A 21,859-nucleotide genomic window follows, 5' to 3' on the forward strand; every position below is an offset into this window, starting at 1 on the left:
ATGGGTGCTCTGACGAAAGCTGAGATGGCCGAACGGCTGTACGAGGAGCTGGGCCTGAACAAGCGCGAGGCCAAGGAATTGGTCGAGCTGTTTTTTGAAGAGATCAGGCACGCTCTTGAAGACAACGAGCAGGTCAAATTGTCGGGTTTCGGCAACTTTGACTTGCGTGACAAGCGCCAGCGGCCGGGCCGCAACCCGAAAACGGGTGAAGAGATCCCGATCACGGCGCGTCGAGTCGTCACCTTTCGTCCAGGGCAGAAGTTGAAAGCCCGAGTTGAGGCCTATGCTGGAACCAAGTCATAACGACGAGCTTCCGCCGATTCCAGGCAAACGCTACTTCACCATTGGTGAAGTGAGCGAGCTTTGTGCGGTAAAACCGCACGTGCTCCGTTACTGGGAGCAGGAGTTTCCCCAGCTTAACCCGGTGAAGCGCCGCGGTAACCGACGGTATTATCAGCGCCAGGACGTGCTGATGATCCGGCAGATCCGGGCGCTGTTGTACGACCAGGGCTTCACCATCGGCGGTGCGCGGTTGCGCCTGTCGGGGGATGAAGCCAAGGATGACACGACCCAGTACAAACAGATGATTCGGCAGATGATTGTCGAATTGGAGGATGTGCTGGTGGTGTTGAAGAAGTGACCGAGGCCGTTTCAGGAATTTTGGAAAAAAAGCTTCCATAATTCAAAAGGTTAAGGTAAATTCTTCATCGTTCTCAGCAACAAGGGGAACATGCTTCAAGCCCAGTCGGGGCGTAGCGCAGCCCGGTAGCGCACTTGCATGGGGTGCAAGGGGTCGAGTGTTCGAATCACTCCGTCCCGACCATATATTTCAATGACTTAGCCACCTTCGGGTGGCTTTTTCATTTCTGCGTGTGGGGACTTTTTCGGGACATCATCCGATTTTCCTCTTCAAGATCGTCAACACCGGCCCGCGCGAGTCGGTTGTTGATACCATGTTTGCAGCCTCAATCAGCTTGCCCAGCTCAGCGCCGGAATAGTGACTGGTGATGCTGCCGTTCTTGTGCCCGAGCAGTGACTTCCGGTCCTCTTCAGTAACGCCTGCTGCCCGCAGCCGGCGACCGAATGTGTGCTTCAAGTCGTGAATCCTGATAGAGGCATATCCAGGGTGAGCGGGGCGAAGGTTTTCCTCCTGCCAGAGTTTCGCCGCTCTCACCCGCGCCTTCTTCCAGGCCGAGTCGTTCATTCGGTGCATCGCGGTGCCGTTGTATGGGAATACCCATTCCTTGCTGATCCCGCGCTGCCTTTCAATGATCGACTTGGCCACGGTGTTCAACACCACCAGGCGCTCGTCGCCATTCTTTACGCCCGACCGGGCGTGTCTCCCGCCGAAGTCAGCGGGGATCAGAAATACACTGGTTCCCAGTTCCGGCACCGATATCTCCCAATCCCATCTCAGCTTGCAAACTTCCTGCTCCCGGCAGCCTGTGTTCACCTTGAACAAGGCCATCGTCTGCAGGTGACCAGGCAGCTCGTTGAAGAGGATCGACTGCTCTTCCCATGACATTGGGTAGGGCTTGCGGCTCGACTTCTTCTCTTCGAGCTTCCTCAGCATGGGCACACTGTCCAGCCATGGCCGGCGATCATCGTCTCGCCACTTCCTGGCGCATAACGTCAAAACCCGGACCGCGCGCTCGATGGCGATGTTGATCGTCCGGTTGCTCACGGCCTTTTCAATGGTCCCATCCGGCAGAACCTTTTCTGTCTGCCGATCCCTGATAAACGGCTCCAGCGCCTGGTCATCGATGTGCGTCAGCGGCAGGTGGCCCAGGTAAGGGTGAAGCTGCTTCATGCACAGGGCAGTCAGGTGAATGGAGGGCTGATCCTTGACCTCAAGGAGGTAGCGCATTGCCGCCTCCTCCCAGGTGTGCACTTGCCGAACGCCATACACCTTCCTTTGACGTAGCTGCTCGAGCTTGTGGATCAGGTACTGCTCTGCCTCTTCCCGGTCACCAGTGCCAGTACTCTCTCGAATTCGCTCCCCTCTATAGACTTTGTCGATTTGCCAGACACCGCCCTTCTCGTAGAGGCCGGTGATCGTTTTTCGCGCCATGTATCATCTCCTCGGCGCTCGCTGCGGGGCCGATTGTTGTCCTGTCCGGTGGCTTTTTCAATCGCCTTGGCCTCGATGTAGGCGTCGGCCCACTCATCAAGCTCCTGGCGGTCAAAGGCCACGCCCTGTTTTCCGATGGGGAATTCCCGAACGTTCGGCCTGACCGTCTTGTTGAACTCATCCCGGCACATGCCGAGATACCCAGGCGCATCGCCGAACCGGATGAACCGCGGCTGAATGCTTGAGGGCTTTGCTGCTGTGGCATTCGCCATGCGTGTCTCCACGCCGCCGGCGGCGGCAGGTTGGTGGTCAGTCCAGTTGGTAGTAGACGTAGCAATCGACGCCCTGGTCCTTGAGCGACCGGTACATGGCCTGCACACCGGCATACCGACGGTTGCCGATACCTGAAAACGGTGCCGACAGGTGCAGGCCTCGCGGGTGATAAGTGCTTGCCGGGTAAACCTCGCCAGGCAGGCCTTTGATCTGGCTGGAGCGCAGACCGCGCAGGGGGATGACTACCCGGTCCAGGTTGGCGCTGCCGCCGTCGTCTTGGCATTCGTTGGCGGCAGCGGTGCCGGCCTCGGTGGCCACACGCACCTTCTCTGGCAGGCCGGCTAGTTCTTCTTTCGTCATGGCAATAGCTCTCCATGCCCGCGCATGTCGGCGGGCTTGAGTAGTAGGGGGAGGGGTTAGGCTTTCGGCGCGGCTGACTCTTGCCACTCGACGATGTCGGCGCCGAAGTCTTTGCTGGTGAAGGTTATGTTCCCGAAAGGCCAGCGGTAGGCGAATGGGCCGGTGCGCTCGCAGCTGGCCAGGATGGTGCCGCAGGAAAGCCTGATATCGATCCGCTCGAGGCCAGGGTCTTCCTCTGGATCTGGCGGGCACCAATTTCCTGCGAGCTTGCGGACCTTCTCGATAACGGTGTCAATCTCGAACCCGCCACGCGACTGGCCGACAAGCGATGCAACTCGCCACATGCCGGTTTGCCACCGGTCTTTTCTGACCAGCGCGCCGTCTTCGCGGAACTCGTAATCCTCAACCTTTGCGTCGCGGAATTCCGGCTTCCTGAAGTCCAGCTCTGTCACTTCGCGGCTCATCGCGGCCCCCTGTAGATCAGGTAGGCCATATAGGCGAGGGCGATCATGGCTTCCACCTCTTGCCCACGCGGTAAACCATCATCATGTTGTGATGGAGCGGAACTTTGAGGACGTGGTCGAAGAACTCGCCCTTTCCAGAGATGAATCCGGTAGGCACCTTGGTTCCCCCGGCGCCGAATTCACGCCAGCATTCTTCGCCGCCGTTCTTTTCCCAGTAGGCGCGCTCGCGCTTTGGGATCTCATCGTAGGTTTTTTCGAACACGGAGATCCTGCGCCATGCGGGATTGCGCTTGCACCATTCAGCAGCATGCTGAGAGGCTTGATCGACAGAGTAGAATTCCTTGGTGCTTTGTTCCGTCATGGCATCAGCTCCTTCGGCACCTGGACTGTCCAGCCGGTGATTTTGGTTATGACGGCTCTGCAGATCGCTACAAGCGGGCTCGGGCCCATCAGCCAGTCGGTGGGCTCATTCGGCCTGCTGGGGTAGGCCGTCCATCCGCCCCGCACTGGGCCATCGCCGATCTGATGCTTTGTCTTCAGCGGCCCTCCAAGCACCCAGTTCTCTTGCGGGTTGTACCGCTCGCAGCGTTCGGTTGCTTCGCCGCGGTACTGGACGAACACCCTGGCCGGCGCGCCGTAGTGCGGCTTGGCCACATGCACATCCAGCCCCTCGGCCTTGGCGACCGCCCAGGCCAGTTGCTCGCCCACCAGGTCGGCCGTCTTCAGTTCGATCAGGTCGGTCATGGCGTCACCACTCTACGACCCCACCAGCACACCGGACCGTCGTCGGTGTCGTGGATGGCCAGGCAGAACCAGCCATCGCCATCGGGCCGGTAGGGTTCCCAGTAGCTGCAGTCCGGGTCGTGGCTTTCGAAATACCGGTCAGCAATGGCCTCGTCGGCGTATTCCAGGCTGACCTTGCAGACCTCCAGGCCCTGCTCAGCAATCCAGGCCTTGCACTTGTCGCCATCACCCTCGTCGAAGTCGGGTAGGTCCGGGTGCTGGAACATTCCGTATTCGTCGCGCACGACCGGCGCCGGCTGGATCAGTTTGATTTCTTCAGGCATGACTCTCTCCTGCCGCAGGCCGCAGCAAATGATTTAAGTTGTACGTTTATTTGTAGGTGTACAGGTTATGTAGAAGTTACTTGTCCGGTCGTCTGAAATACGAAAAAGAGATTCCTAATAGGCTGGCCAGACTCGCCATTTTGAATACGATCAAGTGCTAACCACCGGAAAAAGGAGTCCGAAATGAGACATCGTGGGGAGTGTTACTGGGCGTGGGCGGATCCTCGATTGCACACCAGAACTCACGACGAAATGCTCGACGACGGTACAACCATCGACGTTCAAGTGAGGCTGTCGAGGACGGGCACCACACAAATGTTTATCGGTGTGTATGCGGCATGTGGTGTGGCCATTCTCGAAGAGGCTTACGATTCACGCCCGCAAGAATCAATGACACGCGCCTTGGCATGGGGCGTAGGTAGAGCTCGCCGCATTGCAGTTGAGCAGGAACCAGCTCGGGCAGTTGCGAAGCAGGCCTAAATCTCAAGGGATGCGAACCCACCAACTCTGGGCGTAAGCAACGCCTTCGATGATCTCGATTCCTGTGAACGTCGCGCCCAGAGTGGACATACCAGTCATGACTGCTTCATACAAGGGTGGCAAATCAGGCTCGCCCGGGTGAACTTTGAGGATCGACGCCGAGTTCGAAGCCCGACCCAGCGGCGCGAACTCATCCAGGCGCAGGTGCACGTCGCCGCGGATCGGATTGAATGCGCGGATCTCCTTCTGGCTACGCGGCACGCCGCGCACGCGCATTGGAACGATGAGGAAGTGCATAGAGAGTACTGTTCAAATAAACAGTATTTTGTTCCTGCATTGCTCAGCCGTCGATGGCGGTTCGTCGGGTGGAGTACAAATGTTCTCCTGCTATGGCTTGCGCTCCAGGGCGGCGCGCAGGGTCTCGATTGCAGAACAGGAACCACGGTCATCACCATTACATCGAGCCACAAAGTCGTCCAGCCAAAACAACGCTTCTTGTACTTTCGCCCGCTCATCGATCTCAACCGGCGCGCTCGGCTCCTGGCTGAAAGCAGTCTCGAAGTAATCGCTGCCAGTAGTGCGTTGTTGCGCGATAGGCTCTGCGCTGGCGGATAGGAGTGCTTCGATTTTTGAGTACCGCTCAAAGCCGGAAATTTCACCGTCGTGGATTCCACGCAGCAGCGCATGCGCCTCGTCCAGGTCGCGCTTATACCCGGTTGCAATTTCGGTCAGGGCATCCAGGGCCGCCAGGTGCTCGGAAAACTGGGCACGCAGGGCGATAACCGCGTCAGTACCGCTTGATTTGTCGTTCATCGAATCACCACCACAGGGCCGTTACAGCGTTCTTGGAGCACGACGCTATCGCTTGCCTCGACAGCGCAAATGCCGCCATCCGTTTCGTCTTCGCCTTGATCGTGGCTCTGGACCAATACGGTAGCGTCAGGGTCTTCCTTGCGTAGGCGCTTTATCAGCTCACGGACCTTCACAGCTTCACCTTCGGCTCTGCGCTGGCGGATAGGGCGGCCTCAGTGTCGTTTGCCAGCTTTGCCATCTCATTGCCGAGATGTCGCGGAACGTCCAGCCAACGATTTAGCAGCGCATCATGCCCGGCCAGCTGGGCGCGCAGAGCCTCGCTTTCGTGCCAGTACTCGTTGTTCTTGCGCCGCATCGTTTCAACATCAGCGCGCAGGCGCTCCAGCTCGCCAGCGTCGGGGTTGGTGTAGAGCGGCCCCAGCCTGGCGAGTTCGTCGTGGTAGGCGTTCCAGCCTTCTGCCTTGTGGACCCCACCAGGTTCAGCCCAGTGCTGAGTTGGGTCTTTGCGCGCAGGCAGCGCCACCGGCTCGCCCTGGTGCTGGGCGGCTGGCTGGGCGAGAAGGGCGCGCAGTTCCTTCCGCGCTCGATCTTGGGTGATTCGAAGTCCGTTGCACGCTTCCTCAAGGAGGCTGCGCGGCACGCTGACCATCTGTTCGGTGTTGCTGGATCGGTTTTCTGTGGGCATGGGGATACCTCGCAGCATGCTAAATTGCACTGCTTACCAATGGAGGGTTAGAAGTGATTGAAGTAATCGAGATCGTTGCCGAATTGCGGGCTGGAAACTTCGCGAATGGGACTAGTCGTACTGCCGGTCGAGTAGTACAGGTGGTAGGCCATCACAGATTCTTCGTGGAAGTTGATCATTCGGTCGAAGGTGTTGATCTGCCTGCTAGCGCTTATGGCTCTGTAGATCAGGCGAAGCACGCCATTGTTGATTATTGGCGCCGGTGTGAGCAGGCCCTAGATGACATGCCTAATCGAGAGTGGAGGAAGAATCCGGGCATTCTTGAGTGAGGCCTAGATCGTGCAAGATCCTTGCAGGAGTTATCGTTGAATAGGGGAAGGCGCTGGCGGGCAGCGCGGGGTCAGCCGGCTATGGCCTGTTGTCCGCTCCGCAGTTGCGGCAGTTGTTCTCGAAGCGCTGGCGGTCGCTGATGAAGCGGCCGCAGCCGTGGCAGTTGAACATCATCATTCGGGGCTTCCTCTGCTGGGGCAGTACGATGCCGGTTCCGCGCAGTGCCTCCTTGATATCGACGTCGTCGCGCTCGACCAGGCGGCGGCTGTGCGCGTCGATGTAGGCGCAGGGCCAGGCCACGGCACCGTGGTGGCCTAGGCGCCTGGAAACCGTCGCTACGTCAGCCGCAGGCACCTTGATGGCAAGCTTCAGGTCGCTGGAGAAGTTCACCATCTCTCCCAGCCAGATCAGGTTGTTGCCGTTCCAGACCTTCGGCCTCTGCAGGTAGAACTCGGCTGAGTTCGGGTATTGCTCGAAGGCATCCTCCAGGCTGATGCACTGGTGGTCGACGCCCAGGCGGGTTCGTGCATCGACGTAGTCCTTCGGCCATGGGATGTCGGTGTCGCGGTGATCGAGGGCGCCGTCCTGGGTAAACAGCTGAGCCCTGTCCAGGTCCGTGACATACCCTGATCCGCCGACTCCCCAGAACGACAGGCCGTCGCCGACGTAGGCGTGCGGTCGGCTGTCTTGAAGATAGAACTGGCTCATGGCTTTCTCCATGCATGCGCCGCCCTCCGTGGCCGGATGCGGCATGGTGGCAATTTGGGTTGGGATGGGGTATTACGGGTGACCGGCATGGGGCCGGACAAAAGGAGTTGGTGTGAGAAATCCGGTTATCGATTCTGTGTGGGAAAAGATCCGTCACCTTGAAATTGGCGGGAGCGAGGCCGCTCAGGCAAAACTGGTAGAGGTGGGCAATATCGCTCAAGCAATCAGAGCCGCAGAAGGTCAGGAAGTTGCGAACGAGATTTTGGACTACGGGCTTATTGAGACTGCCCTGCTTCGATGCAGGCAGCTTCAAGACTATGAGCTGAATGGTCTTGGTTATGACGAACTACAGATTTTCTACCGCTACGCCACAACTGCTATGAGCCGAGCGCAGACTGTAATTGACACCCATTACTCAGAACTTGGGCTCTGATTCGGAATCAGTCAGGCGCGTTCTGCGAGCAGGATCAGACCGGTATCGTCCGGGTCGTCGCCGAGCTCAAGGCCGGGAGCGCGCAGCTCGCGGCTCAGCCTGAACTGGTCGAGTTTGCGCACCACAGAACTCGAAAGCGTGATTTCGTGGCGCGGCGCACTCAGGAAGTGGCGGGCCGCTTCAGGCCCTAATTCATGGATCCGGTGGATCATCAGGGTCATGGCCTCGCCGTTTTCCTCGACCTTGGCCCATTCCATGATTTCGGCCAGGGCCTGGCGGGTGCCTTGGCCGGCCTTCATCCTCAGGTCTTCAATGCCGGCCTTCGTCTCTTTCTTTCTGCGCTTCTCGTCGCGCTCTTGCGGCGTCATCGCCATACGGCACCCCCTTTAAACCGCTGGGCGGCAAGTGAACGTGCAACTGCCGGCGGCGCTGCTGCACTCGGTTGTTGATGCGCCTCATTGGGCCGCCTGGAATTTGATGTCGAACTCTTTCTGGATGGTCGAGATCAGCGCCCGGCTGACACCCAGCGCCTCGGCGGTATCGGTCCTGTTCATGCCCTGATCTTCTGCGCAGTACCGCACGAACCCTGAAAGCGCTTCCCGGCGCCGCCGGCATTCTTCGTGCTCTCGGGCCTTGGCCGACTGAAAAGCGATGCCGTACTTTTCAGAGAGCTTGAACAGCTGCTTCCTGGATAACCCCGTGGACTCCATCACTTCGGCCTGCGTCATGGTTTTCGACATTTCGCGGATTTCCGCGATTCGCCTGGCTTCTGCCGCGCGCTTCTTCTGGGCCTCCGACTTGATGGAAAAGATCTGATCGGAGCCAGCTGCCTTGGGCGGGCGCGGCTTGTAGTTGAACCCCTGGAGCTCGACCACCCGGCCGCCAGATGCGAAGAAGGCAGCCTTAGCTGCCTCCAGTTCTGCCTGGCGCTGGGCGCCGGCGATGATTTGATTGTCGGTCATGGCATCCTCACTTGATCCGGATGGAGCTCTCGCCGCGCTCAAGGTGGGCCCAGGCTGGCTCAGGGATGAGTTCGTGCTCGCAGTCTTCGCCGGCGTCCATGCGCTTTTTAACTGCTACGTTGTGCTCGCGGTCAGCCTTGAGCTTGGCGGCGATGGCGTTCTTGTCGGGAACAATCTTGGTGGCGACCGTGGTCATCTCATCAGGGAGGGCCTGCTCGTTGTCTACGATCACTTTTTCCTTTCCAGAGACCAAGCTGATGGTGAACAGCGGGCGCTTGATCGACTTGATGTTGGCCGCGTCCATGTTGCGGCGCAGGTAGTCGGTTATCTCTGTCACGCTGTTGCTCTTGATGCGCTTGAGCTCAGCGAGGCGAGCCATCTCCGCGTCGATAGCGCCGATGTCTCCCTCGAGATTCCGGCGCAGCATGACGATGTTGTCAGCCTTGTCCTCAAACTCGCCCTGGATTCCAGCCATGGTGTCTTGAATGGCCTGGATCAGGCTTTCATCGTCGGTCTCACACATTGCGGCCAGCTCGGCCATTTGGCCGGTGAGCTTGTAGAGCTGGGTCATGCTGCGGCCTCCTGGTTGAACTTCGGTGAAAGAGTCGCGAGTTCTTTGGCGATGCGCTTCACGCCCGGCTCGTCTCTGCGTGCAGTGAGTTTGCGCACCGCGGCGTCATGGAGCCTCTTGAGTTCGCTCAGTGTTTGGGCGCCTTGCATGGCATCCACCGCCGACTTGATGTAGTCCAGCCGCTCCTGCTTCTGTCGCTCGATTTCAGCGTCGCGGTCTTCTGCCTGCTCGATGGCCTGCTCAGCCTCAAGCTGCTGCCGGTAGTTCACGTCGTCGAACATGCCCAGGAACACGTCGGCGCTGAAGCCAAGCATGGAAAGGGCCTTCTTGATGGCGTCGGTCAGCGACTTCTTCGGCGCCTCGCCATCGGTCGTTGTGCCGTACTTGGACTTGTAGAGGTACTGGGTGCAGCCGTACTGCTCGATCTCGCCGCGCTGGCCGTCCAGAACGAACCAGAAGGTGATCTTGATGGTGTGGTTCAGCTCGAAGCCGAGACTTACGCGCTTGTCTCCTTCACCGTTGAACATTTCGGCGCCTTTGTCGAAGCGCTCCTCAACCACGTTCCAGCCGAAGCCGATGCCGGCCGGGCCGAAGACCTCGGTGGCCTTCATGATCATCGCCGTGCCATTGAGGCTGGTGATCTGCTGGCCGCCGACCTTGGCGTCCTTGGTGAACCTGGTATCGGTCTTGTCGACCTGCGCCCAGATGCGCATGTTGGATTCGGACATTGGTGCACCTCGCGCCAGGCCGGCGCCGTCAGTTGGAATAGGGAAATGCCAGGTCACCCAGATTGGAGGTACGCTCCAGGCCCTGGCTGCGGTGGATGGTTGCGCGCTCTCGCCGCTTACGCTCCCGGAGGGGTACGGTTATCCCCGATGGGGCCCGCCGTGCGCCGGGTGTGAATTCAGGAAGTGAGGGTGCCGGCCAGGGCGCTCGCAAGCATCCAGGCAGTGCAGATGAAGAGGGTGGTGAAGCTGCCGCGCCAGATGACCAGACGGCGGGCGCGCTGGTAGCTGGTCATGGCCCGACTCCAGCTTCCAGATAGAAATCGTCGGTATCGTGGGTTTGGCCAGCGTCATCGCGGATCATCAGTGCATCGCTAAAGCTCATCACGTCGAGCATTCCGCACGCGTCGATTCGCATCATTCCGGTCTGAACTTCAATGTCGTGCACAGGCCACCAGCCGCTGTGCAGCCATGCAAAAATCGGCTGAGGTAACGCATTGATCTTTTCCATGTTGAGAAGATCAGTCATGGGCATGGCCTCGGCCGCGCGATTGGCCGGCGCTTCAGCCAGTCGGCCTTGATCGGGTACGGCAGGTCCGCGACACGCATGCCCACCGGGAACCGCAGGGTGCCGCGCACCTGGGTGGCGTTCACTTCTTCGACCTGCTCGTCGATGAGCGTCTTCACGATTGGCGTGGTCATGCAGCCTCCTTGCGCCCATCAACAACCCTGTTGAGTCGTGCGCAGTAGTGGTTGAACTCTTCGATGGTGATGCGCTGATCCGCCATCATTTCGGTGAGCTGGCGCTGGAGCATGACGCTCCAGCTGAGCGGGGTGCCTGGATGCGACATAGCATCCAGCTCCTGGTCGATCAGGATGTGCGGGCTCATAGCTCGGCATCCTCTTGCTGGGCGATCAGTGCGTCATCGGCCAGCGGCTCAAGGAACTCTGCCGCCACATCGATGAGACGACGATCCGGTTTGTCGTCGCCCAGCAGACTCGCTGCTGTGGTCCTGCAGGGCTCGCCAAAGGCCGCTTGGATGACGATCTCAGCCAACCAGTCGCCTTTGTCCTCGCCGTCCTCCCAGCGCTTCAGCAGGAGCATCTGGATGTGGGTCTTGAACTCAGCGAAGGTGACGATGCGCGGCGCCCGCAGGCGGCGCTGCACTTTGATGTCGCAGCCCCGGGCCAACTGCTCCCCGGCTTCTTCCTGCCAGGCCAAGCGCGCATCCGCCAGAGCATCGATCACTGGAGGCGGCTGCCGGTTGTCGTACTCAAACTGTGCTGCTCGAAGTGCGCCCATGGCGGCCTCCAGGTGGTGGGTTACTCGGTGGGTGGGGTGAGGTGTGGCTGCCAGTGCGTCACGCAGTGCTCGAAACGTGAGCCATCGCCATAACGCCAGTCGATGCCGTTCCAGTAGAGGAAGCGGGCGCCGTTGAAGGCGCTCTGTGCTTTTCGTGCTGGTGTGTAGGCGATAACCCAGGCCTTGCCGCCACCCTTGGGCAGCTGAGGAAGCCTGTCGCTGCACTTGATCCAGCCGCTCATGGCTTCACCCGGGCGGCGAGCATGGCGTCGGCAACTTGGTAGGCAGAGTCAGCCATGTAGGCGATCGCCTTGCTGTCGTTGCTGTCGATCATCGACGGATTGGCAGAGAAACCCGCCAGCGCCTTGGCTGCGAAGTAATCGCGCAGCGTCATGCCGTCATGAGGAAGGTGACCCTGATATGACTCGCCATTCGGCAGCGGGACCGGAAATGCCGGTCCGCTTGTGTCTTTTCTCATCGTGTAAACCTCGGTAGCCAACCGCATTGGTCAGGAGCCAGGCGCGGGTGACCAAACCCACCGTGAAAGGTGGCCTGGCGCCTGCCAATGCGGTCGATGTGAAGGGAAGGGGTGCAGGCGGTGAGCGCTACCTCACATGCATCTGGCCTGGCCGGCTGGCCCCGGATTCGCCTGCGTGTACGTCGATTAATGTTTGCTGCGGTGAGCCTTAACTTGCATACGGCATACGGTGATGCGCTTTAAATCGATGAAAACTGCATCGGGGGTGGCAATCCGGGCCGCACCATTGATCGCCTCTCGGCTTGCGGAATCGAACCGCTCAGCGGGATTGCCACCTCCGATGCAGCCTGCGATGGGGAGCAGGGCATCGGGCAGTTAACGTCAGGCTGACGTGGCGCTGGTTGTTCAGGCTGCGCGCTCAAGCGCTTGCTGCGCCAACAGCTCAGTTACGGCCTCGGCCGGGGTGCAGCCATCGGCGTAGAAATCGCCCAGGTCGCTTTCTTCCTGCGAGCCCAAGGCCACCTGCTGACCGAGCACCTTGGATGCCTTGTCGATCCAGCGGTAGTAGGCGCGCTCTTCAGCGTCGATGCGGCATTCATCAGCCGCCATGGTTGCCATGTTGAACATCGTGAATCCCTCCGGTTGATTTTCCGGATGCCCCTCGCGAGAAGGGCACCGAGAAAATCTCATGTTGCGGTCACTCCAAGCGCCTATAGATGCCCTTTTAGCTGGACCTTTCAGGGAGACGGTTTGAAGCGCAACCCTCGGCCCGTCTTGCGCGGCCAACCCTGTGTTCCTGGCTGACTGGCGCTCGTCGTGACGTTGAGCAGGCGAAGGTTCACTTCGCAGTAGCCAGTTCCAGAGCTGGCATGGGGATCGAATTTATTGCTCGCGCTGTACCGTTGCCGGGATCGATCCGCGAGGTTCCCATCGATGTGAAAGAGCGGCGGCCCGGTTGAGGGCCTCCCGAGGGGCTGTGTAGCGCCTCGATGGGGTGAACATTAGGCATTCCTTCTTTTTCAGTCAATAGGTATTCCTAACTTTTTTTGTTCGGACACAAAAAAGCCCGCATTAGGCGGGCTCGTGTTGCGAGAAGGCCGGGGTTATTCGCGACGGAGCGAGGCAGATCGGCCGTACTGCCTTTCGAATTTTTCCACCATCATCTGGCAAGTGCCGCGGACGAACCTGCGAGCATCCAGAGATTGCAGTTCGTCATCCACGCCTTTCCAGCAAAGGTCGATGGCCGCTCTAGCCTTGCTTTTCTCGTCTGGAGGTCCTGAAAGGGCGCCGATGATCATCAGGGCCCCAAGCAGCAGGATGGGAGTTAGAACTATCCATGGCCAGATCGGCTTGCGAGGCTTTGCCGGAACTTGTCCATCATGGGTGCCAGTAAGCAAACTCATGCCGCAGTGCTTGCAGCGAATGGCCTCGGCCTTGATATCCTCGGCGCAGTAAGGGCACTTCTTGTCAGGCGATTCCACCGGAAGACCTCCATTTCATGAAGGCGCCATCCTAACACTCCGGCCGTTTGTCATCATCCGGACAAATAAAAGCCCGCGGGGCAGGCGGGCTCTAATTGGAATTTGATAGCTTACGGACCGGTGCTCTTGGCTTGCTGCGCTTTGATCTGTTCAAGTAGAGCCTTTGCTTCTGCTGATTGCTGCTTGACCTCTTGAATCGCTGCGGCGGTGTCTCGCCCCGAGTCAAAATTAGAGACGCCGTAGGCCATTACGGCGATAACAATGCCGACGATAGCTATCACGGAGACGATTGAATTCGTGATGATCGTGCCGCGCAGTCCTTTTACGCCTGAAAGGTCCTTATCGAGGAGCTGTAGGCTGTGATTGATCTGCGTGAATCCGTCAGCAATCCGGCCTTCAAAATCTTTCAGGCGAGCGTCAGCCTTGAGTTGTTGGTTCTCAAGGCGCGCGTTCAGTTCTTCCCGGGTGATATCGTTCATGGCTTCAGTATTAGCTTTCTCACGCGATATGTCACCTGCAGGGACACCTGGCATCTGTATTAATTTCCCGTACTCACTCATTGCTACCATCGCCATCCGCAGGGTTTTGATCTAACCAGTTAAAAATGAATGACAAGCTGTGAGACCTTAGAAAACCACACTTATTACAAAACATTTTGAGCTCAAGCTCGGGCACTGAATGAAATGTCAATCCTGACTGCACCAGGCTGACCGGACTTTCCGCAGACTGCATTGGGATCTGCCAAGATTTGGCATTGCAAATTGGGCAAACACCCGGCTGGCATACCGTCTCCAGGAATCGTACGGCATCACCAAAGGAAAGCGTCCTTCCTAAATAGGTTTCAGAATCTTCGATCATTTGTTTTCCTTAACTACACGAGACTGGAAAGGGTAGCTAGTTTCTGTGTCGAGTGGGCCCTTCCCATGCACCTTCTCATTCCTAGGCTTCTTCACCAGGGTGGTGATCAGAGCAGGACGGAGTACCAGAACACCTTGCCCAGCACGCTGATCCCGCTCTCAGCCAGCTGCTGCGCGGTGTACTCCTCGTCAGGGTGTTCATCTTGGTTGAAGCTGCGGAAGCGCAGACCGCCGCCTGGCATCCGGTAAAGCGTTTTCACGCGCAGTTCGCCGCCGTGGTCGATCGCGTACATCTTGCCGTCCTTCACTGCGGTCGATGATTTGTCGACACCGACTGTGCTGCCGTCCGGCAGGACTGGCTCCATGCTATTGCCGTGCACCGTCACGCACACGGCCTGGTCGAACTGCACGCCCTGGTTGCGTAGCGTCTGTTTGCCGAAGCGGAGCTTTCTACTGCTCGACTTCTCGATAACGGTGCGTCCCGATCCTGCGGACAGTTCAACTTCCTTGAGGAACGGCACGTAAACCTCGTCATCATCCAGCGGGGTGTCGTCGTCCCACACGGAAATCGGGCCGAGCATGGCGGCATTCGAGACTGGCGCAACTGCAGGGCCTGCTTTTCGCATCGCACCCTTTCCCGTCGCCAGCCACATTGGCGTTACCTTCAAAAATTCGGCAGCGCGAAGCAGATTTTGCCCTTCAATGGTCTTGGTTTTTCCAGAAATCCAATCATTCACGGACGGCGGCTTGATACCGCACGCCCGAGCCAAAGCAGCCTGCGAGATTTTCGGAGGTCCAGCCATTACTTGCCGCAAACGTTCTTGAAGTGTGCTCATTAGGTCAGCCTAACACTGCGCATCTAAGGTATTCCTATTGACCTGGATAAAAGGTATGCCTAATATCTCTACCTAAGATTCCAGCCGGAGAGACTAGGCATGAACCCCAGCGCAATTATCGACGCTCTGGGTGGGACATTTCGCGTAGCCGAGCTGTGCGAGGTACGCCCGCCATCGGTGAGCGATTGGAAAAAGCACGGCATTCCTCGTGCCCGAATGATGTTTCTGCGCGTGGCTCGCCCAGACGTCTTCAAGGCCCTGGAGGAAGAAGCCAAGGAAGACGCTTCCCAGTCCAGCGCCATTACCAAGAAAACCGCTGCTTAACCACTTTCAACCACAAAGGAACCCACCGTGTCGTACTTCGACCCCGACCACTTGCACAACAAGCCCACCAAGGTTCGCTTGGATGAGGCTGCCGACGACTTGCTTTCGGCGATGGCTCGTTTCAAGCGCACGCAGAAGGCTGTGCTCGCCAGGGAAATTTTGGAGCGCGGTCTCGACCAGATGATGCAAGAGCTTAACGCGAACACTGACGCGGCCTGAAGTGGCCGAGGAGGCCCTGTGCCAGAAAGCAAAGAGCTGGGAATCCAGCTCGACGGGAAGGGCAATTCAGATCTGGAGCTTCTTGCCAGGCAGAAGGGCTTAACCCCTGAGCAACTGGCGGCACGAATCATCAATGAGGCTCTCGACCGGATGACGAGAACAGAGCCCGGCCGAAGCAATGTTCGGTCGTTTCGAAAGGGCTGATAAGCCCCTGAGGGACTCATGAGGAACTGCCGTTGAAAACACCAACACCCAAACCGCAGACGCAAAAAAGCCGGTGGCTAGACCGGCTTCTTGTACTGCATTCGTAACGCTTGTGTGAGGTCATCATATATGCACCAGACCATCCAAAGCAATACCGTCGCCCTCGCGCCACAAAATGCGAACCACGATTTCGTGGCGCGCACAGTAAACCTGTTCAATTTCGAGGGGTTCGACGTTCGTGTCGTGCTCGTTGATGGTGAGCCCTGGTTCTCTGCCCGCGATGTCGCTGAAGGTCTCGGCTATTCCAATCCCCAAAAAGCCGTGCGCGACCACTGCAAAAGCCCGCGCCCGGTGGGGGTGAACGATTCGTTCACCCTTGGCCCTTCGGCAAACATCATCCCCGAGCGTGACGTATACCGGCTGGTAATGCGCTCGAAGATGCCTCAAGCCGAACGCTTTGAGGAGTGGGTGGTGAGCGAAGTGCTGCCCAGCATTCGCAAAACGGGTGGCTATACCGCCCCCGCCCAGCCCGCCGACCTCAGCAAGCTGGAAATCCTCCAGATGGCGCTGGAGTCGGAGAAGGCCCGCGTTCTGCTGACCGTCGAATTGAAGGCCCAGGCCACCAAGATTGAGCACCTCGAAAACCTGTTCAAGGAAGGCATGACCGCCACCCAGTTCTGCAAGGGCCTCAATGGGGTCAACGTCATGCAGATCGGCCACTACCTGGAAGGCCGCAGCTGGCTCTACAACGAGAGCAAGTCCGGCACCCGCTGGCGCGTCGGCTCGTACGCCCGCGACAAGTACATGACCGAGCATCAGCAGGAGATCACCCCGCACGGCAGGGAGCCCTTCATCAGCTTCACACCTGTGCTGCTGCGCAAGGGCGCCGTGCGCCTGTACGAGCTGTACCTGGCCGGCGATCTGCCCATGAAGAAGAACTGGGACGGCCTGCACACCCACGACAAGGCCGTGCGGGGTGCAGCATGAGCGACTGGATTTGCAGAAAGTCGATGCAGCGCTGCCAGCATCCGGGCATGTGCTCACTCCACGGTGGCTGCCAGCCGGACAAGAGCGAGTGGCAATCCGGTTACGACGAGGGTCGCCGCATGGGGGTTAAAACCGCTCTTGATGAGCGGGACCAGCTCAAGACCGAGAACGAAAGGCTGGTTTCTGCGATTCAAGCGGTCATCAACGAAGTGCCCAGCCGCGTTACTCGTAACGATGGTAATGCGCCTGGTCACTGCCATGCCGTCCCAGGGATATGGGATGAAGACAACGGCGACCGGGCTGGAACTGAGTGCGGTTGGTGCAAGGTATGGGCGGCCGCCGTAGCTATTTCCAAGGAGCGCGGCCAATGACCAAGCCTGTGAACGTGGAAAAGGCCACGCCGACCATCCTGTACGCCAAGCAGGCCCCATACAGCTCGGTCAGCAACGACGTTGTTGCCCTGATCGAGAACCCAGACGCCCTGGCCATCTGGATCTACCTGCAAACCCGCTCCAGCGACTGGAAGGTGATCGGCTCGTACCTGCAAGACCGGTTCTCCATCGGCCGCGACCGCTACTCGAAAGCCATGGCCTACCTGCGCGAGATTGGCCTGGTAACCCATGAGGTCATGCGCGAGGAAGGGTCGGGCAAGGTGCTGGGTCGCCGCATCATCGTCCACTACGAACCGAACCTACAGGTTTCCGAGTATTCGGTTAACCGAAGTGTGGGTTTTCCGAACTGTGGGAAAACCGACAACTACTCAATAAAGGATTCTTCTACTCAATCAAGGACTGAGCCCACGGTCGCTGACGCTCCCTCTCGGGCGAAGAAGTCGGCCAAGTTCAATCCCCTGACTGCCAAGCCCGGCAACGTCAGCGAGCAGACCTGGGCCGACTGGTGCCAGCACCGCGTTGAGATCCGCAAGCCGCTGACCGCCAAGACGTGCGAGCAGCAGGCCAAAGCCCTGGCCAACCACCCGGCACCCGACGCCGTGATCAACCAGTCGATCAGCAACGGCTGGACCGGCCTGTTCCCGGAGAAGGTGCTGCCGGGTGCACAGCAACGCGGTACCCGCTCCAACGAACCCGACTTCAACGACTCGACCTGGGCCGAAGGGCTGATGGTGCGCACATGAGATCAGCCAACCAACTGATGACGTCAATGAACAACCGGCCACCAGAGCTGCATGGCGGCCCCGTTGTGGTCTCCCTGGAGACCGCTGAGGTGGTTAACGGCCTGTTCAGGCGCCTACGGGGCATCTTCCCTGCTTGGCGCCAAGCCTGGCCCTCCACAGAGGCTCTGGCGGCTGCCAAGGAAGAATGGATCAAGGAGTTCGCCGCCCAAGGCATCCGCACCATCGAGCAGATCGAGTTCGGCATCGAGAAGTGCCGCAGGCTCAAGAAGCCTTTCGCACCGAGCGTGGGCGAGTTCATCGCCATGTGCCAGCCGACTCCTGAGGACTTCGGTATGCCGGCGCCGGCCGACGCCTGGATTGAGGCGCTGATGGGCATGTACAGCCACGAGGGCGTGAAGATCGCCGCTGTGGCCACCGGCCTGTTCGACCTGCGCGCCGCCCAGCAAAGCGACAAGGGTCTGCAAGCGCGCTTCGACCGCGCCTACCAGATCGTGCTGCGCCGCGCCCAGGACGGCCAGCCACTGGACGGCAAGATCGCCACCGGCATCGGCCACGACAGCCAGAAGAGCGCCGCCGAGCTTGCCGAAGAGCATGCAAGGCAGAAGCAGGCCCGCCTGCTCGAGGTCCAGCAGATCCCATCCAGCGCCGCCGCGTGCCGTGCACACCTGCTGGCCAAGTTGAACATCAAGCGCGCCGGGCAGCCGGCCGGGGAGGGCGTGTGATGCGCAAGTTCAATCCGCGTGGCATCAAGCCGTGGATGATCCGGCTCCCTTGGCTGGCCCGCATGTACCTGCTGACGATCCTGCCCGTGATGCCCCTGATTTTCGCGGCTGCTGTGCTCTGGCAAAACCGCAGAGACTTTTCGGAGATCGCGCGCGCCTGCGAAGCGATCTTGCTGCCTTGGGAGAAGCACTGATGGACACCAACAAGATGCGCGCTGAGTTCGAGGCAGCATTCGTCGAGGAAGAGGTTCGCCTGCTTGGCGAAGGGTTCCGCAGCTCAGCCCTGCACATGCTCGAGCAAAACACCGTCAACGTGCGTTCAGCATGGTGGGCTTGGCAGGCCTCCAGCGAGGCCGTGGTGGTGGAGCTGCCGAATCGCAAGGAAGGAAAGTACTGCAGTCTTCGCGGTTTCGACGAAGTGCGGTTCTGTGCGGACGTAAGGGCCGCCATCGAGGCCCAGGGCCTGAAGGTGTCCCCATGACCATCGACAAATCAAAGCTCCAGCCCCTGCTATGGGCGGTGGTAGGCGCCTGGAAGGCTGGAGAACAGGATCTGCAGGTGCATACCGACGCTCTGGATGGATTCCTTGGGGCGCACACCGTGGAGGAGGTCGCTCTCCAACTGCTGGCAGAGCTGAATCTTGCTGGCGAAGCGCGCGACGCCTACGCCGCTGACAAGATGAGGCTGGCATTTGCGCTGAATGATGCGAGGGCTGAGGCCAAGGCATTACGCAGATTACTTGCCGAATCTGGAGATGAGCTGGAGGAGCTGAAGCGCTCAGTTGGGTTCCGTGGGCACACCCTTGAAGTCCTGAAAAAAATTGATGCAGCACTGGCCGAGGAGACATCCCATGGCTGACCTCATGCTTCGCACCGAGCAAGATCGAGCCCGCCTGATCGGCTACCTCACCGGCCTGGACCTGGCCAAGCCGCGCCGCTTGACCATCGTCGAAGTGCGCAACAAGCGCAGCGACGCCCAGAACCGCCTGCTGTGGATGTGGAACGGGCTTATCCAGGCGCACCTGCGCGACTCACACGGCCAGCTGGCCAGCGCCGAAGAGTGGCACGAGATCTTCGTGGCCAAGCTCTGGCCTGCCGAGGTGCATCCGGTGGAGCTGCCCGACGGCACCCGGTACCGCGTAGGCCGGGCCAAGACCCGCAAGTTCAACACCCAGCAGATGACCACCTACCTGGAGCTGCTGGACGCCTACTGCGCCGAGCATCTGCAGCTCCTGCTGCCACACCCGGATGACCTGATGATGGCGATCTACGGCGAGCGCCGGGGGAGGGCCGCATGAGTCTCCCGACCAAACAACCGCGCCCGAAGAAGTGCAAGAACCCCGCGTGCGGCATCAGCTTCCCGCCGCGCCGCCTGGGTCAGGCTGTCTGCAGTCCAGCCTGCGGCCTGGCCATCGCGCCGGCGAGCCGTGACAAGGCTCGCAAGGCCATCGACCAGCGTGAGCGCCGCGAGATCCAGGTGCGCAAGGAGAAGCTGAAGAGCCGCGCCGACTACATGCGCGAGGCCCAGGCCGAATTCAACACCTACATCCGCCTGCGCGACCAGCACCTGCCGTGCATAAGCTGCGACTCGCTGCCCAGCGATCACGACCTGATCACCGGCAGCCGCTGGGACGCCGGGCATTACCGGTCGGTGGGCGCGTGCCCGGAACTGCGGTTCGAGCCGCTCAACGTCCACCGCCAGTGCGTGAAGTGCAATCGCAATCTGTCGGGTAACGCGGTCGAGTACCGCATCCGGCTGGTGCAGCGCATCGGTGCCGACCAGGTGGCTTTCCTCGAAGGCCCTCATCAGGCCCGCAAGTACACCATCGACGACCTCAAGGCCATCAAGGCCGAGTACCGGGCAAAGATCAAACAGCTGAAGGAGGCTGCAGCATGACCACAGCATTGGCGTTTTTCATTCTGGCCGTGATGCTTGTGGCATCCGGCGCCGTGATTGCTTGGGGCGCCGCAGTCGCCCGAAAGCGCAGCTACGAAGAATTCATTTTGAGGAAATCCAAGCGAGCAGGGGGTGGGCAATGATCTATCGCGACGTTATCTCTGCAGTAATTCGTGCACTGGCATCCGAGACGATCAATAGCGCCGGCGGCTGCGATTACACGCCAAAAATCCAGGCCAGCAAGCTCAAAGGCGAGATCGTGGGCAAAGAGGCGGCCTTTCTCACCGACTGCTGGGTGTTTGGCAGACTTCACTCTTGCCTGGAGCCTAAGCACTGGATGGCCTTGAACGCTTGCTACTCAACGCACATGGCATCGAAGGTCGGCGCTATCGGGCGGATCGTATCGCATGTGTCTTCGCCTGCCCCGCGCCTATTCCTGACCAAGGCAGTTACAGCGTGGGCGTATCCGCAGCTGGGAGGCGCTGAGCGGGCGCCTGTGGAGAAAGTGACGCTTGAGGTGGATGATGACGCTCCGGCCTGGAGAAAGGCGGCTGTGGAGAAATCACAGAAGGCTATCAACGCCAAGCTCAAGCAGCGTCATGAGGCGCCATGTGAAGGAGTCATCATCCTGCCAGCCCATAACTACGACATGAACACCTGGGACGTCGATGGCACGCCGGAGCGCACCAGGCGTGACTGGCGCAGGAAGATATTCAAGGGGTTGGATACGCTGGTGAATCAGGCGCTCCTTGAGGCTGGGGAGCTCCTGACCAAGGAGGGAGTGTTCTTCGATGAGCAAGATGTTGCATAGAGGGCCTTGACAGGGCCTGCCGGTTCGCCGAATATTAACCCATCCTGTCATTCCTGCGCGTTTAGGAGTGACCACAAAGAGCCCGGCCAAGTGCCGGGTTTTTTGTTGCCCCAAGAGGGCCTCAAGAGTCCCGGCCACTGCGCCGGGATTTTCGTTTTCAGCAGGCGAAAGACTGATAGGCCCACCTGCTTTCATCAGAGGAACCGCTATGTCGCATCGCATGCGCTGCAAAATGATCTGCCACGAAGTTACCCCGAACGAACACAGCCAGGGCCAGCTCTGCACTGTTCGGCTCGGCGCCATCTACTCCAGTGATCCAGCCACCGAAGATTCGATCTACGGCAAGTACACGCCATATGGCGAGTTCCGCGCCGGCATCGTCACTGAGGTTGCCGAGAAGATGGAGGTAGGCAAGGCCTACTACGTGGATATCTCGCCAGCCACTTGAATTCACTGCAGCCAGGGCAGCCTTAGGGAGGCCTGGACACTGATAAGCCGGTAGTACAGTGCTACGGAGTAACACTGGCAGCCCGCGCACCCATGCCCGGTACGCTTCATGGGTGGCGCGAGACTGGATCGCCGAGACTGGTGCGGCAGGGTGCCGGCGGCGTGATGGTCCTTGGCGGACGGCGGGAAAGACCGCGTACCTATTCAGGGTCCTGAC

General features: G+C 59.5%; 45 protein-coding genes and 1 tRNA gene. 20 read left to right on the forward strand and 26 right to left on the reverse strand.

Going from position 1 to position 21,859, the window contains the following annotated elements; genetic code table 11:
• The 3 genes from ihfA (at window position 1) to MF6396_RS02895 (ending at window position 823) form a co-directional block, all read left to right on the forward strand.
• On the forward strand, window positions 1-303 hold the full coding sequence (ihfA, locus tag MF6396_RS02885; RefSeq protein ID WP_002553164.1) for an integration host factor subunit alpha: 303 nt from the start codon (window positions 1-3) through the stop codon (window positions 301-303).
• On the forward strand, window positions 284-640 hold the full coding sequence (locus MF6396_RS02890; RefSeq protein WP_043860798.1) for a MerR family transcriptional regulator: 357 nt from the start codon (window positions 284-286) through the stop codon (window positions 638-640). Before ihfA ends, MF6396_RS02890 begins: the two co-directional genes overlap by 20 nt.
• 106 nt (window positions 641-746) lie before the next feature.
• A tRNA-Pro gene (locus MF6396_RS02895) sits at window positions 747-823 on the forward strand.
• Window positions 824-892: 69 nt separating this feature from the next.
• Here the strand turns inward: MF6396_RS02895 and MF6396_RS02900 are convergent.
• From MF6396_RS02900 to MF6396_RS02925, 7 genes are read right to left on the reverse strand one after another with little or no spacing between them, the layout of a single operon-like run.
• Window positions 893-2,056, reverse strand: coding sequence for a tyrosine-type recombinase/integrase (locus tag MF6396_RS02900; protein ID WP_229589452.1), 1,164 nt, complete (start codon window positions 2,054-2,056; stop codon window positions 893-895).
• Window positions 1,942-2,343, reverse strand: coding sequence for a hypothetical protein (locus MF6396_RS28950; RefSeq protein WP_229589440.1), 402 nt, complete (start codon window positions 2,341-2,343; stop codon window positions 1,942-1,944). Before MF6396_RS28950 ends, MF6396_RS02900 begins: the two co-directional genes overlap by 115 nt.
• 37 nt (window positions 2,344-2,380) lie before the next feature.
• Complete coding sequence (locus tag MF6396_RS02905) at window positions 2,381-2,704, reverse strand: hypothetical protein (RefSeq protein WP_078479651.1); 324 nt, start codon at window positions 2,702-2,704, stop codon at window positions 2,381-2,383.
• A 56-nt stretch (window positions 2,705-2,760) separates the two neighbouring features.
• Window positions 2,761-3,168 carry a hypothetical protein gene (locus tag MF6396_RS02910; protein WP_078479652.1) on the reverse strand — a complete coding sequence of 136 codons (408 nt, stop codon included), beginning with the start codon at window positions 3,166-3,168 and terminating at the stop codon, window positions 2,761-2,763.
• A 43-nt stretch (window positions 3,169-3,211) separates the two neighbouring features.
• Window positions 3,212-3,529: a hypothetical protein gene (locus MF6396_RS02915; protein ID WP_078479653.1), complete on the reverse strand. Its 318-nt coding sequence runs from the start codon at window positions 3,527-3,529 to the stop codon at window positions 3,212-3,214.
• Window positions 3,526-3,912 carry a phage protein NinX family protein gene (locus MF6396_RS02920; RefSeq protein ID WP_078479654.1) on the reverse strand — a complete coding sequence of 129 codons (387 nt, stop codon included), beginning with the start codon at window positions 3,910-3,912 and terminating at the stop codon, window positions 3,526-3,528. The genes MF6396_RS02915 and MF6396_RS02920 overlap by 4 nt, the downstream gene beginning before the upstream one ends.
• Window positions 3,909-4,235 (reverse strand): hypothetical protein, encoded by a 327-nt coding sequence (locus MF6396_RS02925; protein ID WP_078479655.1) that lies wholly within the window; start codon window positions 4,233-4,235, stop codon window positions 3,909-3,911. The genes MF6396_RS02920 and MF6396_RS02925 overlap by 4 nt, the downstream gene beginning before the upstream one ends.
• 183 nt (window positions 4,236-4,418) lie before the next feature.
• Between MF6396_RS02925 and MF6396_RS28955 the strand changes: the two genes are divergently transcribed.
• Complete coding sequence (locus MF6396_RS28955) at window positions 4,419-4,715, forward strand: hypothetical protein (RefSeq protein ID WP_078479656.1); 297 nt, start codon at window positions 4,419-4,421, stop codon at window positions 4,713-4,715.
• Between the two features lie 3 nt (window positions 4,716-4,718).
• Here the strand turns inward: MF6396_RS28955 and MF6396_RS02935 are convergent, their stop codons facing one another.
• The 3 genes from MF6396_RS02935 to MF6396_RS02945 form a co-directional block, all read right to left on the reverse strand.
• On the reverse strand, window positions 4,719-5,012 hold the full coding sequence (locus MF6396_RS02935; protein WP_078479657.1) for a hypothetical protein: 294 nt from the start codon (window positions 5,010-5,012) through the stop codon (window positions 4,719-4,721).
• A 90-nt stretch (window positions 5,013-5,102) separates the two neighbouring features.
• Window positions 5,103-5,528, reverse strand: coding sequence for a hypothetical protein (locus MF6396_RS02940; protein ID WP_078479658.1), 426 nt, complete (start codon window positions 5,526-5,528; stop codon window positions 5,103-5,105).
• Between the two features lie 169 nt (window positions 5,529-5,697).
• Complete coding sequence (locus MF6396_RS02945; RefSeq protein ID WP_153046057.1) at window positions 5,698-6,213, reverse strand: hypothetical protein; 516 nt, start codon at window positions 6,211-6,213, stop codon at window positions 5,698-5,700.
• 53 nt (window positions 6,214-6,266) lie between these two features.
• Between MF6396_RS02945 and MF6396_RS28365 the strand changes: the two genes are divergently transcribed.
• The gene (locus MF6396_RS28365; RefSeq protein WP_153046058.1) at window positions 6,267-6,542 is read left to right on the forward strand and encodes a hypothetical protein; all 276 of its coding nucleotides are present in this window, start codon (window positions 6,267-6,269) and stop codon (window positions 6,540-6,542) included.
• Between the two features lie 79 nt (window positions 6,543-6,621).
• Here the strand turns inward: MF6396_RS28365 and MF6396_RS02955 are convergent, their stop codons facing one another.
• Window positions 6,622-7,251, reverse strand: a complete 630-nt coding sequence (locus MF6396_RS02955; protein ID WP_058540502.1) for a hypothetical protein — start codon at window positions 7,249-7,251, stop codon at window positions 6,622-6,624.
• A gap of 112 nt (window positions 7,252-7,363) precedes the next feature.
• On the opposite strand from MF6396_RS02955, the gene MF6396_RS02960 reads away from it, so the two are divergent.
• Entirely contained in the window at window positions 7,364-7,684 is a 321-nt protein-coding gene (locus tag MF6396_RS02960; protein WP_078479661.1) for a hypothetical protein, read from the forward strand.
• A gap of 11 nt (window positions 7,685-7,695) precedes the next feature.
• Here MF6396_RS02960 and MF6396_RS02965 read toward each other — a convergent pair whose 3' ends face one another.
• The 15 genes from MF6396_RS02965 to MF6396_RS03025 all read right to left on the reverse strand — a co-directional run bounded on the left by MF6396_RS02965 (window position 7,696) and on the right by MF6396_RS03025 (window position 14,897).
• The gene (locus tag MF6396_RS02965) at window positions 7,696-8,058 is read right to left on the reverse strand and encodes a hypothetical protein (RefSeq protein ID WP_078479662.1); all 363 of its coding nucleotides are present in this window, start codon (window positions 8,056-8,058) and stop codon (window positions 7,696-7,698) included.
• 81 nt (window positions 8,059-8,139) lie between these two features.
• Window positions 8,140-8,646, reverse strand: coding sequence for a hypothetical protein (locus MF6396_RS02970; RefSeq protein WP_078479663.1), 507 nt, complete (start codon window positions 8,644-8,646; stop codon window positions 8,140-8,142).
• 7 nt (window positions 8,647-8,653) lie between these two features.
• Window positions 8,654-9,217 (reverse strand): siphovirus Gp157 family protein, encoded by a 564-nt coding sequence (locus MF6396_RS02975; protein ID WP_078479664.1) that lies wholly within the window; start codon window positions 9,215-9,217, stop codon window positions 8,654-8,656.
• Entirely contained in the window at window positions 9,214-9,945 is a 732-nt protein-coding gene (locus tag MF6396_RS02980; protein WP_078479665.1) for a hypothetical protein, read from the reverse strand. Before MF6396_RS02980 ends, MF6396_RS02975 begins: the two co-directional genes overlap by 4 nt.
• Window positions 9,946-10,234: 289 nt before the next feature.
• Window positions 10,235-10,471 carry a hypothetical protein gene (locus MF6396_RS02985; RefSeq protein ID WP_078479666.1) on the reverse strand — a complete coding sequence of 79 codons (237 nt, stop codon included), beginning with the start codon at window positions 10,469-10,471 and terminating at the stop codon, window positions 10,235-10,237.
• A complete protein-coding gene (locus tag MF6396_RS28760) occupies window positions 10,468-10,644 on the reverse strand; it encodes a hypothetical protein (RefSeq protein ID WP_177332956.1) in 177 nt (58 codons plus the stop codon). Before MF6396_RS28760 ends, MF6396_RS02985 begins: the two co-directional genes overlap by 4 nt.
• Window positions 10,641-10,832, reverse strand: a complete 192-nt coding sequence (locus MF6396_RS02990; RefSeq protein WP_058540494.1) for a hypothetical protein — start codon at window positions 10,830-10,832, stop codon at window positions 10,641-10,643. Before MF6396_RS02990 ends, MF6396_RS28760 begins: the two co-directional genes overlap by 4 nt.
• A complete protein-coding gene (locus MF6396_RS02995) occupies window positions 10,829-11,245 on the reverse strand; it encodes a hypothetical protein (RefSeq protein ID WP_078479667.1) in 417 nt (138 codons plus the stop codon). The genes MF6396_RS02990 and MF6396_RS02995 overlap by 4 nt, the downstream gene beginning before the upstream one ends.
• Window positions 11,246-11,265: 20 nt before the next feature.
• Entirely contained in the window at window positions 11,266-11,487 is a 222-nt protein-coding gene (locus MF6396_RS03000; protein ID WP_078479668.1) for a DUF551 domain-containing protein, read from the reverse strand.
• Window positions 11,484-11,723: a hypothetical protein gene (locus MF6396_RS28370; protein WP_153046059.1), complete on the reverse strand. Its 240-nt coding sequence runs from the start codon at window positions 11,721-11,723 to the stop codon at window positions 11,484-11,486. Before MF6396_RS28370 ends, MF6396_RS03000 begins: the two co-directional genes overlap by 4 nt.
• Before the next feature lie 405 nt (window positions 11,724-12,128).
• Window positions 12,129-12,350, reverse strand: coding sequence for a hypothetical protein (locus tag MF6396_RS03005; protein ID WP_078479669.1), 222 nt, complete (start codon window positions 12,348-12,350; stop codon window positions 12,129-12,131).
• 476 nt (window positions 12,351-12,826) lie between these two features.
• Window positions 12,827-13,204: a hypothetical protein gene (locus MF6396_RS03010; RefSeq protein ID WP_078479670.1), complete on the reverse strand. Its 378-nt coding sequence runs from the start codon at window positions 13,202-13,204 to the stop codon at window positions 12,827-12,829.
• Window positions 13,205-13,314: 110 nt separating this feature from the next.
• Window positions 13,315-13,764: a hypothetical protein gene (locus tag MF6396_RS03015; RefSeq protein WP_078479671.1), complete on the reverse strand. Its 450-nt coding sequence runs from the start codon at window positions 13,762-13,764 to the stop codon at window positions 13,315-13,317.
• Window positions 13,757-14,062, reverse strand: a complete 306-nt coding sequence (locus MF6396_RS28375) for a hypothetical protein (RefSeq protein WP_078479672.1) — start codon at window positions 14,060-14,062, stop codon at window positions 13,757-13,759. Before MF6396_RS28375 ends, MF6396_RS03015 begins: the two co-directional genes overlap by 8 nt.
• Before the next feature lie 106 nt (window positions 14,063-14,168).
• Window positions 14,169-14,897 carry a LexA family transcriptional regulator gene (locus MF6396_RS03025; RefSeq protein ID WP_078479673.1) on the reverse strand — a complete coding sequence of 243 codons (729 nt, stop codon included), beginning with the start codon at window positions 14,895-14,897 and terminating at the stop codon, window positions 14,169-14,171.
• A gap of 99 nt (window positions 14,898-14,996) precedes the next feature.
• Here MF6396_RS03025 and MF6396_RS03030 point away from each other — a divergent pair, with 99 nt between their 5' ends.
• The 14 genes from MF6396_RS03030 (at window position 14,997) to MF6396_RS03095 (ending at window position 21,643) form a co-directional block, all read left to right on the forward strand.
• Window positions 14,997-15,221: a hypothetical protein gene (locus tag MF6396_RS03030; protein ID WP_058540486.1), complete on the forward strand. Its 225-nt coding sequence runs from the start codon at window positions 14,997-14,999 to the stop codon at window positions 15,219-15,221.
• A 27-nt stretch (window positions 15,222-15,248) separates the two neighbouring features.
• Window positions 15,249-15,440, forward strand: coding sequence for a hypothetical protein (locus MF6396_RS03035; RefSeq protein WP_024718054.1), 192 nt, complete (start codon window positions 15,249-15,251; stop codon window positions 15,438-15,440).
• A gap of 333 nt (window positions 15,441-15,773) precedes the next feature.
• Window positions 15,774-16,631 carry a BRO-N domain-containing protein gene (locus tag MF6396_RS03045; protein WP_078479675.1) on the forward strand — a complete coding sequence of 286 codons (858 nt, stop codon included), beginning with the start codon at window positions 15,774-15,776 and terminating at the stop codon, window positions 16,629-16,631.
• Window positions 16,628-17,002: a hypothetical protein gene (locus MF6396_RS28380; protein ID WP_153046060.1), complete on the forward strand. Its 375-nt coding sequence runs from the start codon at window positions 16,628-16,630 to the stop codon at window positions 17,000-17,002. Before MF6396_RS03045 ends, MF6396_RS28380 begins: the two co-directional genes overlap by 4 nt.
• Window positions 16,999-17,766, forward strand: a complete 768-nt coding sequence (locus tag MF6396_RS03055; RefSeq protein WP_078479677.1) for a DNA-binding domain-containing protein — start codon at window positions 16,999-17,001, stop codon at window positions 17,764-17,766. The genes MF6396_RS28380 and MF6396_RS03055 overlap by 4 nt, the downstream gene beginning before the upstream one ends.
• Window positions 17,763-18,488 (forward strand): replication protein P, encoded by a 726-nt coding sequence (locus MF6396_RS03060; RefSeq protein ID WP_078479678.1) that lies wholly within the window; start codon window positions 17,763-17,765, stop codon window positions 18,486-18,488. Before MF6396_RS03055 ends, MF6396_RS03060 begins: the two co-directional genes overlap by 4 nt.
• Complete coding sequence (locus MF6396_RS03065; protein ID WP_078479679.1) at window positions 18,488-18,682, forward strand: hypothetical protein; 195 nt, start codon at window positions 18,488-18,490, stop codon at window positions 18,680-18,682. The genes MF6396_RS03060 and MF6396_RS03065 overlap by 1 nt, the downstream gene beginning before the upstream one ends.
• Window positions 18,682-18,969, forward strand: coding sequence for a hypothetical protein (locus MF6396_RS03070; RefSeq protein ID WP_078479680.1), 288 nt, complete (start codon window positions 18,682-18,684; stop codon window positions 18,967-18,969). The genes MF6396_RS03065 and MF6396_RS03070 overlap by 1 nt, the downstream gene beginning before the upstream one ends.
• Window positions 18,966-19,346: a hypothetical protein gene (locus tag MF6396_RS03075; protein ID WP_078479681.1), complete on the forward strand. Its 381-nt coding sequence runs from the start codon at window positions 18,966-18,968 to the stop codon at window positions 19,344-19,346. The genes MF6396_RS03070 and MF6396_RS03075 overlap by 4 nt, the downstream gene beginning before the upstream one ends.
• Entirely contained in the window at window positions 19,339-19,785 is a 447-nt protein-coding gene (locus tag MF6396_RS03080; RefSeq protein WP_078479682.1) for a recombination protein NinB, read from the forward strand. Before MF6396_RS03075 ends, MF6396_RS03080 begins: the two co-directional genes overlap by 8 nt.
• On the forward strand, window positions 19,782-20,384 hold the full coding sequence (locus MF6396_RS03085) for a recombination protein NinG (protein ID WP_078479683.1): 603 nt from the start codon (window positions 19,782-19,784) through the stop codon (window positions 20,382-20,384). The genes MF6396_RS03080 and MF6396_RS03085 overlap by 4 nt, the downstream gene beginning before the upstream one ends.
• Window positions 20,381-20,527, forward strand: coding sequence for a hypothetical protein (locus MF6396_RS28765; RefSeq protein ID WP_177346314.1), 147 nt, complete (start codon window positions 20,381-20,383; stop codon window positions 20,525-20,527). The genes MF6396_RS03085 and MF6396_RS28765 overlap by 4 nt, the downstream gene beginning before the upstream one ends.
• On the forward strand, window positions 20,524-21,195 hold the full coding sequence (locus MF6396_RS03090) for a hypothetical protein (protein WP_058540475.1): 672 nt from the start codon (window positions 20,524-20,526) through the stop codon (window positions 21,193-21,195). Before MF6396_RS28765 ends, MF6396_RS03090 begins: the two co-directional genes overlap by 4 nt.
• Before the next feature lie 208 nt (window positions 21,196-21,403).
• Complete coding sequence (locus MF6396_RS03095) at window positions 21,404-21,643, forward strand: hypothetical protein (protein ID WP_058540474.1); 240 nt, start codon at window positions 21,404-21,406, stop codon at window positions 21,641-21,643.
• Window positions 21,644-21,859 lie beyond the last annotated feature (216 nt).

Origin of the sequence: Pseudomonas sp. MF6396 (genome assembly GCF_002018915.1) — a bacterium.
GTDB classification, from domain to species: Bacteria; Pseudomonadota; Gammaproteobacteria; order Pseudomonadales; family Pseudomonadaceae; genus Aquipseudomonas; species Aquipseudomonas palmensis.

Coding starts and splice junctions, on each gene's coding strand:
- MF6396_RS02970 (WP_078479663.1), bottom strand. CDS start 8,646: ATGACCGACAATCAAATCATCGCCGGCGCCCAGCGCCAGGCAGAACTG.
- MF6396_RS02925 (WP_078479655.1), bottom strand. CDS start 4,235: ATGCCTGAAGAAATCAAACTGATCCAGCCGGCGCCGGTCGTGCGCGAC.
- MF6396_RS28950 (WP_229589440.1), bottom strand. CDS start 2,343: ATGGCGAATGCCACAGCAGCAAAGCCCTCAAGCATTCAGCCGCGGTTC.
- MF6396_RS03090 (WP_058540475.1), top strand. CDS start 20,524: ATGATCTATCGCGACGTTATCTCTGCAGTAATTCGTGCACTGGCATCC.
- MF6396_RS03025 (WP_078479673.1), bottom strand. CDS start 14,897: ATGAGCACACTTCAAGAACGTTTGCGGCAAGTAATGGCTGGACCTCCG.
- MF6396_RS03005 (WP_078479669.1), bottom strand. CDS start 12,350: ATGTTCAACATGGCAACCATGGCGGCTGATGAATGCCGCATCGACGCT.
- MF6396_RS02905 (WP_078479651.1), bottom strand. CDS start 2,704: ATGACGAAAGAAGAACTAGCCGGCCTGCCAGAGAAGGTGCGTGTGGCC.
- MF6396_RS03070 (WP_078479680.1), top strand. CDS start 18,682: ATGGACACCAACAAGATGCGCGCTGAGTTCGAGGCAGCATTCGTCGAG.
- MF6396_RS03065 (WP_078479679.1), top strand. CDS start 18,488: ATGCGCAAGTTCAATCCGCGTGGCATCAAGCCGTGGATGATCCGGCTC.
- MF6396_RS28760 (WP_177332956.1), bottom strand. CDS start 10,644: ATGACCACGCCAATCGTGAAGACGCTCATCGACGAGCAGGTCGAAGAA.
- MF6396_RS02890 (WP_043860798.1), top strand. CDS start 284: ATGCTGGAACCAAGTCATAACGACGAGCTTCCGCCGATTCCAGGCAAA.
- MF6396_RS03055 (WP_078479677.1), top strand. CDS start 16,999: ATGACCAAGCCTGTGAACGTGGAAAAGGCCACGCCGACCATCCTGTAC.
- MF6396_RS02995 (WP_078479667.1), bottom strand. CDS start 11,245: ATGGGCGCACTTCGAGCAGCACAGTTTGAGTACGACAACCGGCAGCCG.
- MF6396_RS28765 (WP_177346314.1), top strand. CDS start 20,381: ATGACCACAGCATTGGCGTTTTTCATTCTGGCCGTGATGCTTGTGGCA.
- MF6396_RS02965 (WP_078479662.1), bottom strand. CDS start 8,058: ATGGCGATGACGCCGCAAGAGCGCGACGAGAAGCGCAGAAAGAAAGAG.
- MF6396_RS28380 (WP_153046060.1), top strand. CDS start 16,628: ATGAGCGACTGGATTTGCAGAAAGTCGATGCAGCGCTGCCAGCATCCG.
- MF6396_RS03080 (WP_078479682.1), top strand. CDS start 19,339: ATGGCTGACCTCATGCTTCGCACCGAGCAAGATCGAGCCCGCCTGATC.
- MF6396_RS03000 (WP_078479668.1), bottom strand. CDS start 11,487: ATGAGCGGCTGGATCAAGTGCAGCGACAGGCTTCCTCAGCTGCCCAAG.
- MF6396_RS03095 (WP_058540474.1), top strand. CDS start 21,404: ATGTCGCATCGCATGCGCTGCAAAATGATCTGCCACGAAGTTACCCCG.
- MF6396_RS02990 (WP_058540494.1), bottom strand. CDS start 10,832: ATGAGCCCGCACATCCTGATCGACCAGGAGCTGGATGCTATGTCGCAT.
- MF6396_RS03045 (WP_078479675.1), top strand. CDS start 15,774: ATGCACCAGACCATCCAAAGCAATACCGTCGCCCTCGCGCCACAAAAT.
- MF6396_RS02940 (WP_078479658.1), bottom strand. CDS start 5,528: ATGAACGACAAATCAAGCGGTACTGACGCGGTTATCGCCCTGCGTGCC.
- MF6396_RS02955 (WP_058540502.1), bottom strand. CDS start 7,251: ATGAGCCAGTTCTATCTTCAAGACAGCCGACCGCACGCCTACGTCGGC.
- MF6396_RS03015 (WP_078479671.1), bottom strand. CDS start 13,764: ATGAGTGAGTACGGGAAATTAATACAGATGCCAGGTGTCCCTGCAGGT.
- MF6396_RS02920 (WP_078479654.1), bottom strand. CDS start 3,912: ATGACCGACCTGATCGAACTGAAGACGGCCGACCTGGTGGGCGAGCAA.
- MF6396_RS28955 (WP_078479656.1), top strand. CDS start 4,419: ATGAGACATCGTGGGGAGTGTTACTGGGCGTGGGCGGATCCTCGATTG.
- MF6396_RS02910 (WP_078479652.1), bottom strand. CDS start 3,168: ATGAGCCGCGAAGTGACAGAGCTGGACTTCAGGAAGCCGGAATTCCGC.
- ihfA (WP_002553164.1), top strand. CDS start 1: ATGGGTGCTCTGACGAAAGCTGAGATGGCCGAACGGCTGTACGAGGAG.
- MF6396_RS03060 (WP_078479678.1), top strand. CDS start 17,763: ATGAGATCAGCCAACCAACTGATGACGTCAATGAACAACCGGCCACCA.
- MF6396_RS03085 (WP_078479683.1), top strand. CDS start 19,782: ATGAGTCTCCCGACCAAACAACCGCGCCCGAAGAAGTGCAAGAACCCC.
- MF6396_RS03075 (WP_078479681.1), top strand. CDS start 18,966: ATGACCATCGACAAATCAAAGCTCCAGCCCCTGCTATGGGCGGTGGTA.
- MF6396_RS02975 (WP_078479664.1), bottom strand. CDS start 9,217: ATGACCCAGCTCTACAAGCTCACCGGCCAAATGGCCGAGCTGGCCGCA.
- MF6396_RS02980 (WP_078479665.1), bottom strand. CDS start 9,945: ATGTCCGAATCCAACATGCGCATCTGGGCGCAGGTCGACAAGACCGAT.
- MF6396_RS02915 (WP_078479653.1), bottom strand. CDS start 3,529: ATGACGGAACAAAGCACCAAGGAATTCTACTCTGTCGATCAAGCCTCT.
- MF6396_RS02935 (WP_078479657.1), bottom strand. CDS start 5,012: ATGCACTTCCTCATCGTTCCAATGCGCGTGCGCGGCGTGCCGCGTAGC.
- MF6396_RS02945 (WP_153046057.1), bottom strand. CDS start 6,213: ATGCCCACAGAAAACCGATCCAGCAACACCGAACAGATGGTCAGCGTG.
- MF6396_RS02985 (WP_078479666.1), bottom strand. CDS start 10,471: ATGACTGATCTTCTCAACATGGAAAAGATCAATGCGTTACCTCAGCCG.
- MF6396_RS28370 (WP_153046059.1), bottom strand. CDS start 11,723: ATGAGAAAAGACACAAGCGGACCGGCATTTCCGGTCCCGCTGCCGAAT.
- MF6396_RS28375 (WP_078479672.1), bottom strand. CDS start 14,062: ATGATCGAAGATTCTGAAACCTATTTAGGAAGGACGCTTTCCTTTGGT.
- MF6396_RS03030 (WP_058540486.1), top strand. CDS start 14,997: ATGAACCCCAGCGCAATTATCGACGCTCTGGGTGGGACATTTCGCGTA.